The 14,331-nt window shown below is 61.5% G+C and carries 10 protein-coding genes; 4 read left to right on the top strand and 6 right to left on the bottom strand.

What is annotated here, in order from left to right; translation table 11 throughout:
- Window positions 1-393 (bottom strand): hypothetical protein (locus tag BU124_RS14545; RefSeq protein WP_218775096.1); only part of this gene is annotated, 393 nt, incomplete at its 3' end.
- A gap of 725 nt (window positions 394-1,118) precedes the next feature.
- Between BU124_RS14545 and BU124_RS05560 the strand changes: the two genes are divergently transcribed.
- Window positions 1,119-1,949 carry a metallophosphoesterase gene (locus BU124_RS05560; protein ID WP_084861473.1) on the top strand — a complete coding sequence of 277 codons (831 nt, stop codon included), beginning with the start codon at window positions 1,119-1,121 and terminating at the stop codon, window positions 1,947-1,949.
- Window positions 1,950-2,177: 228 nt separating this feature from the next.
- On the opposite strand, the gene BU124_RS05555 is transcribed toward BU124_RS05560, so the two are convergent.
- The 5 genes from BU124_RS05555 to BU124_RS05535 form a co-directional block, all read right to left on the bottom strand.
- Window positions 2,178-5,432 carry a type I restriction endonuclease subunit R gene (locus BU124_RS05555; RefSeq protein WP_084861472.1) on the bottom strand — a complete coding sequence of 1,085 codons (3,255 nt, stop codon included), beginning with the start codon at window positions 5,430-5,432 and terminating at the stop codon, window positions 2,178-2,180.
- The gene (locus tag BU124_RS05550) at window positions 5,429-6,742 is read right to left on the bottom strand and encodes a restriction endonuclease subunit S (protein WP_084861470.1); all 1,314 of its coding nucleotides are present in this window, start codon (window positions 6,740-6,742) and stop codon (window positions 5,429-5,431) included. The genes BU124_RS05555 and BU124_RS05550 overlap by 4 nt, the downstream gene beginning before the upstream one ends.
- Entirely contained in the window at window positions 6,739-8,757 is a 2,019-nt protein-coding gene (locus BU124_RS05545; RefSeq protein WP_084861468.1) for a type I restriction-modification system subunit M, read from the bottom strand. Before BU124_RS05545 ends, BU124_RS05550 begins: the two co-directional genes overlap by 4 nt.
- Window positions 8,754-8,939 (bottom strand): hypothetical protein, encoded by a 186-nt coding sequence (locus tag BU124_RS05540; RefSeq protein WP_084861467.1) that lies wholly within the window; start codon window positions 8,937-8,939, stop codon window positions 8,754-8,756. The genes BU124_RS05545 and BU124_RS05540 overlap by 4 nt, the downstream gene beginning before the upstream one ends.
- A gap of 71 nt (window positions 8,940-9,010) precedes the next feature.
- Window positions 9,011-9,646 (bottom strand): hypothetical protein, encoded by a 636-nt coding sequence (locus BU124_RS05535; protein WP_084861465.1) that lies wholly within the window; start codon window positions 9,644-9,646, stop codon window positions 9,011-9,013.
- Window positions 9,647-9,934: 288 nt separating this feature from the next.
- On the opposite strand from BU124_RS05535, the gene BU124_RS05530 reads away from it, so the two are divergent.
- The 3 genes from BU124_RS05530 to BU124_RS05520 all read left to right on the top strand — a co-directional run bounded on the left by BU124_RS05530 (window position 9,935) and on the right by BU124_RS05520 (window position 14,331).
- Window positions 9,935-10,600, top strand: coding sequence for a hypothetical protein (locus BU124_RS05530; protein WP_084861463.1), 666 nt, complete (start codon window positions 9,935-9,937; stop codon window positions 10,598-10,600).
- 706 nt (window positions 10,601-11,306) lie between these two features.
- Complete coding sequence (locus tag BU124_RS05525) at window positions 11,307-12,071, top strand: hypothetical protein (RefSeq protein ID WP_179141867.1); 765 nt, start codon at window positions 11,307-11,309, stop codon at window positions 12,069-12,071.
- A 97-nt stretch (window positions 12,072-12,168) separates the two neighbouring features.
- Window positions 12,169-14,331, top strand: a complete 2,163-nt coding sequence (locus BU124_RS05520) for a Mu transposase C-terminal domain-containing protein (RefSeq protein WP_084861461.1) — start codon at window positions 12,169-12,171, stop codon at window positions 14,329-14,331.

Raw genomic sequence — 14,331 nt, 5'->3', positions numbered from 1 at the left:
CTCCCCGGGTTTTTTCAGAGTAGAGAACTTGTTCCTAGCGATTTCGTTTGTTTTATTCTTTGATTCCTTGGCTGCTTGAAGTAGCAGCTTGTAAGCTTGTTCAACTGCTTCTTTGCTGTGGCCGGATCTGAGCAAAGCAGCTGCTGTATCCTCGCTAGCCTCATTGGTGGTGATCAGAAAAAATTTGACGTTGCCAAGCTGTACCGTGCCTTCTTCTACAGCGGCCATCCAAATTCTTATTGTCTTCCACAGATCGACGCTCTTATCGTCCAAGGAGCCAGCAGTAACGCTGTGCTTTGCTTGAGTAAGACACTTTGATAAATTGTCGTCTTCAAAGGCAACGTCATCGAACTTTTCAACCGAGATTTGGCCATTGGGGTTCTTCTTGGCCATTCGCAGACCCTGCAGAAGTGCAAGTCTGCATTGAAACAGATACCCGGCTAATGATCCTCCGGCGTTGAAACTCGTGCTTTTCGTCAATCTTTGCCCCTCACCTCAGGCGAGCCTAGCATTTTCACTATTCAAGTCAAAGATGTATGCATGTGAGGTGTGCAATCTTTCGGGATCCATCTTCGACGAGATGGCGGGTTCCAAACGGCGTATGGTTGCTCAAGATTTCGCAGGGGCAGGAACGCCCCTTGTTCGATGTGAGCAGGGATGCCCCCAACGAATGGGACTTCGTGCGTGCGATAGCAACTAAGAAGAACTGATCATTAGCAGGGCCGGTCAGAGGTCCTCGTGACCAAGGTCCGCTTTGGCGATCTCCGCAGGATCTCGCCGCGGAGCAGCGAGTTCACACATCCCGCCCTGCGTGTTGATGCCCCGATACATATTGCTCCCCGCATGCGGTTCCGCTCCGGGCTGGGAGCCGTCATTAGCGGACCCGTCCGCTTGCGGCGAGGTGCAGCCTACGATCATTCGTATCCTGGCCCGGCCGGCGGTATGCCAAGCCGCCCTATTGAGCACCATGGGCGGCGTACACCAAGCGTTGCAGACGGCTCTCTGAAGCGCGAGAACGTTGATGGCATTCCGATACCAACGCTCGCTAAGGTGTTGCCCATGAGCCAGAGTTGAGCGAGCGTACAGATCCACCAAGACCATTGCGGAATAGGACAGGGATGAAAGCGCTCATTATCGGAGACGTCCATTTCGACCGATGGATCGAGGCCGAGCGGGACCCGTTTGCAGCGTTGACCCCGGAGGACTGGGCCGGCCTGGACGCCTTGTTCATCGCCGGAGACTTGTCCGACAAGCCGAGGGTCCGCTGGAAATACGCGATCCGCCACCTCGCGCGCCATGTTGACCCCGGTCGGATCCACATCATTCCGGGAAACCACGACTACTACGACTTCCAGATCGATAGGGATGACCGGCTGGCCGAGATCGCCGCGGGCGAAGGGGCCAATCTTGCGCAGAAGGCGGAAATCAAGGTCACCGATACCAGGTTTCTCTGTTGCACTTTGTGGACCGACTTTGCCCTGCGTGGGGATGTCCCCGGGTCGCAGGTGATCGCCCGCGAGCGGATGAATGATTACCGTTACATCAGGCACGCCAAGGCGAAGTATCGGAAAGTCCGACCCTACGAGATCGTGCAGATACACCAGGAGCACAGGGCGTGGCTCGAGGACCGGATGAGCCGTCCGCATGCAGGGCAAACCGTGCTGATCACGCATCACTGTCCGCATCCGGAATTGATCAGCGCCGCGCCGACCGAGCTGGACCCGGTTTATGGGTCGGACCTTGCGGCGATGATTGCCCATTTTCAGCCTGATGCATGGATCTTCGGGCACACACATCACCGCGCGGAAGCAAGGGAAGGCGCGACCCTGATCAAGAATGTCTCGCTGGGGTACCCTGATGAGGTGACACCGGGACGTGAGGGGGAGTTGCTGAGGCGCGGCTTGCTTGGGGTCGACGAAGACTTGCGCCAGGTCACTGCGGGTCCATAACTCTCCGGGTGTTCTCGCCGATACGCTTCCTCTCGGGCCGCGGTCCTGCTTCACCCCATCATCCAGCGGGAATGTTTCGGGCTCAACGAGCGGCCAGCGTGGCAGAGCATCCAGTCAGGATTTCACCAAGGCCCCGTGCTCGCGCATCGGGATGCCGAACGCGTCGAGCGGTTTTTTTGGGCGTGGGGTGATCGGAGCGCTCATCTTGGCGAAGGATGGCGCAGGCCGCTACCCGATATCCCCCATGTCCAGCCGCTCGCCCGTTCTGAGCAGATCGTACACCGTGGCCGTCAGGATATCGATGGCTTGCGAGTCTTCCTTCAGGACCAGCTTGGCGAGGTCGCGGTTGGACGTCATCGCCCGCACGACGGCCTTCTGAACGGCGCCGGGAAGGTTGCCCTTCAAAGCTTGCTCCTTGGGGTTTTCGTTGACCTGGGCCATGACAACGTCGCTTTCACGGGTGATCGACGCGATCTGATTGACGAAGCTGATCTTGTCGCTGAGCGGGGCCGCGTCCCCGAACAGGCTATTCAGCCGCTCGATGATCTCCTGCAGATAGGCCGGCGTCGTGCCCGGACGGCTGGAGCCGCCGGCCCCGACCGGCTTGAGCGTGATGTCGGGGGCCTGGCCGTCGCCTTCATCGTCGCCGGACCCGTCGCCGCCGCCGACAGGCTCGCGCGCCTTGATGTCGTAGCCGGTCAGGGTGATCCCGCGGAGGTCGACGTTTTCCGCCGGGACGCCGTCGAGGCGGTTCGCCAGCAGCTTCGAGAAGGCCGCGAAGTTCTCCATCTCCGGATCCCCGAGGTCGATGAGCTGCGCGATATAGGCGTAGGTGCGCGAAAACCGTGACAGCCCGGCCTTGAACTCTTCCATCTGACCGATGGCCTCGTCGACCTGTTTGCGCTCGTGGTCGGCCTTTTTCATGCCGTCCTCGTTCCCGGCGGCCTTGGCCGTTCGGTAATCGTCCTCGCAGATCTGCACCGCGTCGCGCAGCTCCTTGAGGCGCCGGTTATAGGCTTCGGTCGGCTCCGCGGTGGCCGCGAACATCGCCTTGTGCTCCGGTTCTCCGGCGCCGGCGAAATCGCGGGCGGTTTGATACCGGGCCGCCTTGAACGCCTCGATATGCGTGTTGGTGTAGATGCCGAACTCGTCCAGCTTCTCCTTCATGTCGTAGATCACGTCGAGGTCTTGCACGGTCTCGATACGGGCGCCGGAGTCATACATCGCGAAGGCCGCCTGGATCGACTCGGGTTCGTTGACGAAGTCGATGATGAAGGTCCGGTCCTTGCCCGGATGGTTGCGGTTCAGGCGCGACAACGTCTGCACGATTTCCACGGGGTTCCCGATCTTCTTGTCGAGATACATCGCCACCAGCTTAGGCTGGTCGAACCCGGTCTGGAATTTGTTCGCCACGAGCATCACGCGGTATTCGGGCCGGTCGAAAGCGACGCGCAGGTCCTGGCCGCTGACGTCCAGGTTCATGTTGGCCTCGGTGAACTCGGTGTCCGCTTCGGCCAGGAAGGTGTCCCCGGCAAGCCCGGCGTCGTCGCTGTGCATCACCTCTTCGCCCGTCAGCTTGCCGGAGAAGGCCACCAGCGCCCGGATCTCGCGGTAGGCGGGGTTGGCCTCGATGAACCGGTCAAAGGCCTTCTTGTAGCGCACGGCGGCCGCCCGGGAGCTGGTCACCACCATCGCCTTCGCCTTGCCGTCCAGCAGGTGGGCGACGTTCCCGGCGAAGTGCTCCATGATGAACTGCACCTTCTGGGTGACGTTCGTGGGGTGCAGGGTCATCCATTTCGCAAGGGCCCGCTTGGCGGCCTTGCCGTCCACGCGGTCCTCCTCGACCATCTCCTGACCCAGGTTGAACGCCGTCTTGTAGGGCACATAGCCCTGCAGCACGTCCATGATGAAGCCCTCGTCGATGGCCTGGCGCATCTCGTACTTGTGGAACGATTGGGGCGGGTTGTCGTCCGAGGCGCGCCGCGTCGGATCGGCCGGGCGGCCGAACAGCATCATGGTCAAATGCTTGGGCGTCGCGGTGAAGGCGAAATGCGAGACGTTGGAGGGCCGCGCGCGGGATTTCTGGATCTCGCTCAGCAGCTCCTCGACCGACATGCCGGCCATGTCCTGCGTCTTCGACAGGGCCAGCGTCGCCTGCAGCTTCGACGCGGTGCTGCCGGTCTGCGAGGTATGCGCCTCGTCGATGATCACCGCGAAGGATTTCTCCTTTAGCGATTTCTCGGTTAGGATCGCCTCCATCGCGTAAGGGAAGGTCTGGATCGTCACAACGATGATGGGCGTGCCCTTGAGCATCGCTTCGCTCAACTGCTGGCTCTTCGACTTTGACGAGGTCTCGCGATCAATCGCCGCGATCAGCCCGTCCTGGTGGTCGATCTGCTTGACGGCGTCCTGCAGCTGGCCGTCCAGCACGTTGCGGTCGGTCACGATGATGGCGGCGTCGAAAATGGCCTTGCCGTCATCGGTGCGCAGCTTGATCAGGTCATGCGCGGTCCAGGCGATGGTCGAGGTCTTGCCCGACCCCGCGCTGTGCTCGCACAGGTAGGCTTGGCCGGGGCCTTTTTCCTTGGCGTCGGCGATCATACTGTTGACCGCGTCGAGCTGATGGAACCGGGGGAAGATCAGCGTTTCCTTCACGGTCCAGTTGCCGCGCAGGTCCACCACGTCTTTCTTTTCGACATAGACGAAGCTGTGGAAGATCCGCAGAAAGGCGTCGGGCTGACAGATCTCTTCCCAGAAATAGGCGACGGGGTATTCGCCGTCGGCGCGCGGCTCGTTCCCGCCGTGGCCGTCATAGCCCTTGTTGAACGGCAGAAAGAAGGTGTCGGCGCCGGAGAGCTTGGTTGTCATCCAGATTTCGCTGTCGGACATGGCGAAATGCACCACGGCCCCACGCTTGAAGGTCAGCAGGGGGTGCTTGCGCTTGGTGCGGGGGTCTTCGGGCAGGCGGTCGGTGCGATATTGCTCTTTCGCGCTTTCGGCGCGTTGGGTGAAATCGGTCTTGAGCTCCACCGTGGCCACCGGCAGGCCGTTCAGGAACAGCCCCAGATCGATCGCAAGCTCGCGGTCGGGGTGGTATTTCAACTGCGGCACGACGCGCAGGCGGTTCGATGCGTAGCGGTGCAGCACCTTTTCGTTGCGCTTGTCCTCGGGGGCGGCCTCGGACAGGTCGATCGGGCCGACTCCAGCGATATCTATTCCCCGGCGCAGCACCTGCATGGTGCCGTTGCGGTTGAGCGCCTTGTCGAGGCGGTTCATCAACTTTTTGCGCGCATCCGCGCCGTTCATGGCGACCAGACGGTCCCATTTGTCGGGCTGGGTGGCCCTGACCCAATCTTCGAGGTCTTGCGGGTAAAGCGCGTAGTCCATGTCATAGCCCGCGCTGTCGCCGCGCAGCCACCCTTGGGCGACCAGCCGGTCGATGACATAGGCCTCGAAATGCTTTTCATGGTGCAGGTCGCTCATGCCGCGCTCCTTACGTCGATTTTACCCGTAACGGCGGCGGTGATCAGCGCCGCGCGCTTTTCCTTGAGCAGGGCGATGCTCTGCTCGGTCTTGGTGATGAGGTTCCGAATGCGATCCAGCTCGCGGTCGATTTCATCTGCGATGGCGCGTTGTTCATCCAAGGGCGGCAAGAATATCGGCAAGATCAAAAATTTCTCGGGTTCAAGCCGCCATTGATCGGTCCGAATGCCGTTCGAAATAAGCCTGTATACCCATGGCATCGGGCGCGCGCGCAGGTAGTGGTGCATGTAGCGGGGGTCATGCTCGCCTACCGGCTCCATGACCACATAATCCGGGCTGGTGATACCTTGCGTCCCGGCGATGCCCATGGACCCCTGCCATGCTTTCATCTTGTTGATTACCAGATCGTTCGGATTGACGAGTTGATACTTGGACAAATCCTCGGGGGTCTTGTTGATGTTGTCGTCACGAGACGCCTTTTCGATGACGCCATATTCGCGATAGACGGATAGAACCGTAAGGGTTTCGTATCCCTGCCGCTTCTGGGGGCGGAAGTGGTTCTTCATTCGCCCCCGCGTCCAGTGAGCGGGAACCTTGCCGCGCCATTCAACACCGACGTCAATTATCTTGGCGTCTGGATCGACACCCAAGCGGACGAAATGGGAAATCTTGGCCTTTTCCTTCTCGTTCAGCAGCGCGATGAAGCGGGCCTTCTTCTCGATCAACCCGTCAATCCGCGCGGTCTCGCGTCTGATCCAGTTTAAGATTGCCGCTTGTTCGGAAAATGGCGGCAAGTAAACAAGTGTGTTTTTGATCGTATTCTGGTTCAGGCCGAAGCGGGTCACCCCCGGTGTGTTCACGTAGAAATGGGCCCGATTGAAGTGCGACATGATCGAAAAATGCAGGTATGCGGACGTTGTCGGGTTGTCGGTCCGCAATACAGAAAGGTGATAGCCGCAAACAACTCCTGGCATATCTGAATTGACGTAAGCTGGAACGCCGATGTCCGTTGGGTCTTCGGAGTCTTTGGTGATGATCACATCGCCTTCCCGCAGCGAGAATTCCTTGATTTCATCAGGCGAGGCTGTCGCGATCATGAACCCGTCTGGTTTTGAGATTGTGTCGTTATAATAAACGTCAGTGTAATTGCAGAGGCGGACGGCCTCCTGATTATCATAGGATTTCTTGTCCACATTGCTGTTCGACACCGAGGCGAGCGAGCGGAGCCGCCGCTCTTCCCAGTGTTCTGGGATAGAATCTACCCAAGGAGCTTTTGCTGGCTTTAAGCCGGGATAGGGCAGGATGCTCATTCCGTCACCTCCGCCAGGATCGCGGCGATTTCGGCCTCCACGGCGTTCAGGTCGGCGTCGATCTCTTCGAGGTCGCGGGGCGGCTGGTATTCATAGAAATACCGGTTGAAATTGATCTCGTAGCCGACGATCCCGACCGCGCCATCGGTCTCGTCCCGGTAGCCCTCGTCGATATAGGCGTCCTCGGCATGGGGCAGGACCTCGGTCGCCAGATAGTCGTGGATGTCGGTGCCCATGGGCACGTTCTCGTAATCCGTCAGGTCGTCATCGGGCAGGATGTTGCCCTTCTTGTCGGTAACGGGGTCAAGCTCGGGGTCGCGCACGCCGAATACGCGCTGGAGCATCTTCACATGCGTCGCGGTGACCTTGCCCAGCCCGGCATCCTTCTTGGCCGCGCCCTTCATCCAGCCATCGACCCAATGCCAGCCATGCTCCGTGCCCATCTGATCGTGCAGGAGGGCGCGCCAGCCTTCGCGCTGATCCTCGGTCAGCTTGGCCCAGGGCTTTTCTTCTTCCAGCTTGGCCAGCCCCTCTTCGGTGATCGCGATCTTCTTGCGCAGGGGGCGCAGAACGCGGATGCGGCGATAGCCGAAGGCGGTGCTGTCGAAGATCTTGCTTTCGCGGGTCTCTTCGAAGGCCGAATACATGCCGACGATATCGCGCGTCTGCGCCTCGCCCACCCGGCGGCGCTTGTTGCCCTCGCTCTTGCGCATGGACTCGTACATATCGGTCGCGTTGATCAGTTGCACGCGGCCCTTGCGATGCGCGGGTTTCTTGGTGGACAGGATCCAGATGTAGGTGCCGATGCCGGTGCGAAAGAAAATCTCCTGCGGCAGGGCGATGATGGCCTCGACCACGTCCTGTTCCAGCAGGTGGCGCCGGATCTCGGACTCGCCCTGGCCCGCGCGCCCGTTGAAGAGGGGAGAACCCGACAGGATGATTGCACCGCGCCCGCCGCCTTTTTCGGGGCTTTCCAGCTTGCTGACCAGATGTTGCAGGAACAGCATGGAGCCGTCGCCCACGCCGGGCAGCTTGGGGCCGAAGCGGCCATCAAAGCCCTTTTCGCGGTGCTCGCGGGTGACGGCGGTCTGGTCCATCTCCCACTTCTTGCCGAAGGGCGGGTTCGAGACGCAGTAGTGGAAGCGGTCGTTTGCGAACTGATCTTCGGATAGCGTGCTGCCGAGTTTGATGTTCTTCGACAGGTCGCGGCCCGGATCGGTCTCCAGCGTCTTGAGCAGCATACCAGCAAGGCAAACCGCGTGGGTTTCCGGCTCCAGCTCTTGGCCGTGGGGGATGATCACCGGTGCGACGCTGTATCGGTCGCGCAGCCCGTCGATATGCTCCATCCCGTCCGACAGGAAGCCGCCGGTGCCGCAGGTCGGGTCATAGAGCGTGCGGATGAGGCCGGGGTTCTCGATGAACATCTGGTCATCGGGGTCGAGCAGCAGCTCAACAGCAAGGTGGACGACGTCGCGCGGCGTCATGAAGTCCTCCGCCGCCTCGTTCACCTCAGCCCCGAACTTGCGGATCAGGTGTTCGTAGACGTTGGACATGACCCGCTCGGGCACCTCGTCGGGGTGCAGCGGGATCGCCGCGAAGTTCTGACAGATCTTGTAGAGCACCCCGGCCTTGTCCATCTTCGCGATGGTGTTCGCGAAATCGAACTGCTCGAAGATCACCCGCGCGTTCGCCGAAAAGCTGGCGATGTAATCCTCGAGATTGGTGCGGGTCCGCGTGCCGCCCAGCGAGGCTAGGCTGTAATCGGAGGTGTTATAGAACGGGTAGCCGGTCAGGTCGCGCAGGACGAGATCCATGTCGATGCCTTCATCGGCCATCGAGGTGTAGGCGTCGCGCACCTCTTCGCGGGAGGGTTCCAGCACGCATTCGAGGCGGCGCAACAGCGTGAAGGGCAGGATGACCTTGCCGAACTCGGTGTGGCGGAACGGGCCCCAGAGGTCGTCGGCGTTTTTCCAGATGAAATCCGCGAGGGAGGTGTTGGTCGTTTGGGTATTCATTTCGACGTATCGCTTTTGCTCTGCTCTTGTTTTTCCAAGTGATCCTCGAGGAGCCGCGCGGCCAGCCGGAACCCGTCAACCTGGCTCATGCGGTGGCGCACGCAGAGCTCCTTGAAGGCCCATCTTTCGTCCTCGCTGACTTTCAGATTCAGGTTCGATAGCTTGGTTGCGTCGCTGGCCATCCCGCTGGACCTCCCGTGATGTCGCAGCGAGTGTCCTTTCTTCCATGAAAGAAATCAAGGCGGTCGGTCGATTATTCGGTCGGCGCGCCTGCAGGGCGGATCGATGAAAACTTGGCCCTGTACTCCGGGTCAGTCATCCCGCCAGAAAGCGAAATACTCTCTTCATAAAAGCAGTCGCTGACATCATCATCGGTGTCGTACCTGAATTCACCGCTGACCACGACGGGGTCCCCCGGGCTGACATCGTTGAGTAGCGTTTCGTGCATCAGGGTGCCGGGTTCATAGTGATTGGAGTCTTCAATAGCGACCTCATCGTTATCGCCGAAGTCGCTCAGTTCCACTTTGATCCGATCCACGGTTTGCCCGTCAGATGTTGTGGAAACCCAAGTCAGCCGACCCGGCCAGTTTCTGAAGAACCGCGAGCTGAAGGTCTGACAAAGGCTTTCACCGCGGCTCTTGCGAACAACGCCTCTTTGGACGTCATTTTCTGCGTTCAGATAGGCGTCACGATGCAGGCTTACGGTTTCAACAAAGGGATCCCGGGCATCTGGGCCCAAGGGGCGCAGCTCTTCACCTGCCGTTGCTGCATTTGTAATCGGCCGCGTCTCAGGCGTTTCCGGGCCCGTTACCGCGGAGTAGATCCAAAAACCGATCACCCCGAAGATGATCAGGTTTGTGATATCGCCAGCGTCAAGTTTGTTCGACATGATGTATCTCCTTCGTCTTAAGAAGATACATGCAATTCGTGCTTTCTTCCAATGCGCTATGCAGACAGCGTTCAGTGTTTTGTGGACAACTACGCCCGGTGGCGGATCGAAAGGCCCGCCTTACCAGCTCGAAAGCGGTCGTCGTGCTTAAGTCGGTGACCGCGTCGTTGGGCGCGGTGTCCGGCCTCCTCAGAAAAACCAGAATTAATAACCGAAGAATTTTGAGAAAATATTTGACTCAAGTCCCCTCGTCGATTTAAGCGCATTTTGTGAGCGTAAAGGAGTGGGATGATGTCGACCCCTGGACAAATGGTGAGAGCACTCGCGGATCTCTTCGACATGTCGGAGAGCTCGGTTGACGTGCTTGATCGCGGCCTTGCGGCTGCGGGGCTGCGGGCAAAGTCCCCGAGGGGACGGGCGGCGACGCAAGTGACATCGCGTGACGTGGCTCATGACGTGATTGCCCTGTGCATGGACGCGTCGATCCGTGACACGCCGGCATTCGTCGAGTGTTTCAGCAAGCTCGAGCTCAAAGGCGGTCAGAGCTGGACATATCAGGGTGTCCCTGATGATCCGGATATCCGGAACCTCCAGGAGCATCCGCGCTTGACGCCCAAAGGGATCCTCGAGGGCGGGCTCTTTCAGGAATATCCGCGCGAGGACTTGCCCATGGCGGCAACCTTCGGCGGGTCTTTGGCGTCGCTCCTCGAGCATTTGCCTGACCTCACGGATATGAGGCGGGTCGAGGTGAGGATGCTGAAAGAGCTTCCTGGTGCGCGGATCTCGTTCAAGTTGGGCGAACAGAGGGTTGAGGTCGATTTCGGCAAAGGCGGTGAACGCGGTCCTGATCTCGGGCTTTGTACGATCAAGTCGCTCAACATGCCGTTCCTGCTGTCGATAGCCGCGATATTGCGGACCGACAAAAGAACCCGGTCCAAGATCCCGCAAGCTTGATCTCGCGGTAGCTGGACCAACCGAATCGGAACGAAGTGAGGGGCAGCGCAGGCGCGTTTTGCAGCCTGTCGGGAAAGATATGTCGTGTGGTTGTGCAGAAAAACTTTTCCGTCGCTCGCGTCCTCGGGGTCCAACGGGACGTTTTCGCAGACCTTGGCGCGGCGCGTCCGGGCCGGGAAACGGGCAGATATCGGCTGGCGTGAGCGGTGGGGTTCAAGGGCTTGTGGCGTCGTGTTTGTGAAAAACCGACCGCGCCGGCTTGTCTCAAGACATTGGAAATAAATGGAAAAAACTTCCGGAGTCGTTTTCTCGATGCTACGACTCCGGCCGTTGAAACACCGGCCGCGCATCGTCGCGCTCAGATCGGACAAGACACGGAGGGTCGAGATGTAGAAACGTAAAACACCCGCGCTGCGCCAACAGCCCGGGTGCTCATATGGCGGAAGTATCCACCTGTCTTTTCATGACTCGAAGTTAGCAGGTCCGCCCTGTCGCTTCAAGGATCCTCTCCGCCGTCAAGCCCGATCCCGCAACGGCTGCAGTCCAGCCGGCCGGGTGGGGTGTGTCCGGATCACCGGTCTGTCCCCGCACCGTCCGACGGATGCGAACGGCACAGCTGTGCCTGTCGTCGCACCGCCCCCGGGATCCTCCCCGGTGCCCGACTTCCCGGGCCCCGGTGCAACGGACAACCTGAGAGGATTTCAAAATGTCCATCCATGACATGGAAGGCATCCGCCTTCCCGAACCCAGCACCGGAGACCGCGCCACGCAGGTCGGGTCTTCGCATCACTTCACCGGCCAGATCGTCCTGGGCGACGGCCCGGGGCGCGTGGTCGGCCTCGAAAGCCACCTCGAGATGAAGGCGGCGCTGATCCTGGCCGCCCGGCCGTCGACCGACGCGCTCTTCGAGCAGATCGCCTTCGCATGGCGGGACGCGGACGCGGCAAGCCGGACCCATTACATCGACCTGGTCGTTCGGCGCACCGATGGTCGCTGGATCGGTTATGCGGTCCGTCCCAAGGGGCGCGTCACGCCGACCTATCTGGCCCAGCTTGCGCGCATCAAGGCGCAGGCCATCGCGGCCGGTTTCCTGTCGGATCTGCGGCTCTTCTCCGAGCACGATGTCGATCCGGTCGCGCTTTTCAACGCGAAGCTGCTGCAGGCGGTGCGCGTTCCGGACCCCGATCCCGACGCCGCCGCCCGGGCCGCAGCGGCCCGCATCACCGGCGTGACGACGGTCGGGGCCCTCGTCGACGAAACGGGTCTTGGCGGGGCCGGCTTTCGGGCGGTCGTCCGGCTCATCCGGTCCGGCCACCTCACGCCGGTCCGCCAGACGCGGATCGACCGTGACACGGAGGTCTTCAAGGCGCGCGCGTGCAACCCGCCCTCCGATGTTGCCGACCCGACCCCTGATGCGGGCCCGGCGCCGGGCGCCGTCGCACCGGCGCGCCCGTCGGCCGAGCCGCGCTGACACCCCGGGGAAAACGCCGCGCCGTGGCGTTTTCCCACCCCCTCAACCCTACGCGGCAAGGGCCGCACACCACGACCATCCATGAAGGAGAAACGAGATGGAACTTTCTTTCACAACCCAGAACGCGACCTTCGCATTCGGTCAGCATGACCGCGTGACCATTGAAGGGTCGCGCTATTGCGTAACCTCGCGCAACGAGGAAGGCTACGTGCTCACCCGCGATGACGGGACCGGCTTGTCCGTGCAATTCGCGCACGCGCAGCTGTCCCGGCTCGCGTCCGCGCGGCGCATCCGGGTCGAGCGTGATTATTACGATCCGCGGGAATGTCAGCGCCGTCTGCGGGGCCAGACATCCATGGTCTCAAACCTGTCTGACAAGGCGCGTGCGCGTGTGTCCAAGAAGGACGCCTATTGCGAGGCCGTGGCAAAGCTCCGCCGCGAGGGCACCACCATCAAGATGACCGATGAGAGTCTCCGGGCCAACATGACCCTGATCATGGGAACCGCGCTGGAGTACGCGGGCAACCTGAACCCGCTCGGGGCCACCAGCCTGGATCTGTCCGCGGACTTCAGGAAGGCGCCGAGTACGCGCACCCTGCGCCGGTGGCTGCAGATCAAGCAGCAGGACGGGCTCGCGGCTCTCGCCGGAGCGATGCACCGCCGTGGCAACCGCGGCTCCGCGATGGAGCCGGAGGCGCTCGGACTGCTCTACAAAGAGGTGCGCGGGTATCTCCGGGTCGAGAAACCGACGCAGAAGATGATCCACGAGAATGTGGTCCTCGCTTTCGAGCAGCGCAACGCGGAACGTGCCGAGGAAGGTCTCGATCCGCTCACCACCCCGAGCCGTGAGACCGTTCGCCGGGCGATCCGCAGTCTGGACCCCTTCGAGGTGGAGTGCGCCCGCAACGGGCTTGCGGCGGCGCGCAAGAAGTTCCGGCCGGTCGCGGACGGGCTGAACCTCACGCGTCCGCTGGAGCGTGTGGAGATGGACGAGTGGACCGTGGACCTCATGACGCTCATGAAGACCAGCGAGATCTATGAGGTTCTGACCGACGAGGAAAAGCTGGCTCTGGGCCTCGACGGCGGGAAAGATCGATGGGTCCTGACGGTCGCCATCTGCTGCACGACGCGCTGCATCGTCGGCATGACGCTCAGCCGAAATGCGAAGTCGGGCGCCGCATGCCAGACCTTGCAGATGGTGCTGTCAGACAAGGGGCAGTGGGCCGATGCGGTCGGTGCCCTGAGTGCATGGGATCTCTTCGGGATGGTGGAGCTGCTGGTGACGGACGGCGGGAACGCCTTCAAATCCGAAGCTTTCCGTCACACCTGCGCGGACCTTGGCATCGCCCTTGAGATCGCAACAAATGGCGTCCCGGAAGCGCGGGGGACCATCGAGCGCGTCTTCAAGACCGTGGCGACGGGTCTGATGCCGCGGCTGTCGGGTCGGACCTTCTCGGACATCATCACCAAGGGCGATACCGACCCGCGGGACCGTGCCGCGCTGACCGTGGACGATCTGACCTTCGCGCTGATCCGCTGGGTTGTCGACATCTATCACAACACTCCGCACCGCGGTTTGAGGGGGGAGACGCCTCTCGAATGCTGGCGCCGGCTTGTCGATCAGTACGGCGTGCAGCCCCCGCCCGACATCGAGCGTACGCGTCTCGTGTTCGGTGAGCGCATGGAACGGCGTCTCGACAAGACCGGCATCACCGTCCTCGGCGTCCGCTACCATTCGGAGGTCCTGGCGACCTGGATGCTGCGCCGCGACCCGGAACAGGTGGAGGTGCGCTGGCATCCCATGGACATCGGGGCGGTTTCCGTCCGCCTTGGTTCCGAGTGGCACACGATCCCGGCAGTGGATGACAGCCTCGACGGGGTTCCCGCCCGCACCTGGCTGACGGCCGTGCGTCACGTTCGGGCCGGGGCGCCGAACTCCAGGCGCGTGGACATGGTGGCCGTGCGCGAGGCGATCAAGGCAATCGACGCCCGCACCGCGGCCAGCATGGCCGCGGCGGGGATCAACTTCGAGGACTGGTCGCCTGAGGCCATGGCGCGCGCGGAGCGCAAGAACTTCGCCGGGGTCGAGTTCTTCGAGCGCAAGGCCCCGCAAAAGGCCGACGCCGAGCCGGGCCATGCCATCCCCGATCTCTCGGAGGTGACCGGCGAGGACGATGCCGCGGCCACCTCCGGGACGTCGTCCGCCGGTGCGACCGGTCCGCGGCCCGGGAAATCCAACCTGACCATCGAGGAGGACTGA

Origin of the sequence: Salibaculum halophilum (assembly GCF_002094885.1) — a bacterium.
Classification (GTDB): domain Bacteria; phylum Pseudomonadota; class Alphaproteobacteria; order Rhodobacterales; family Rhodobacteraceae; genus Salibaculum; species Salibaculum halophilum.
Note: the sequence above shows the minus strand (reverse complement) of the source record. Positions and strands in the feature narration are given on the sequence as shown.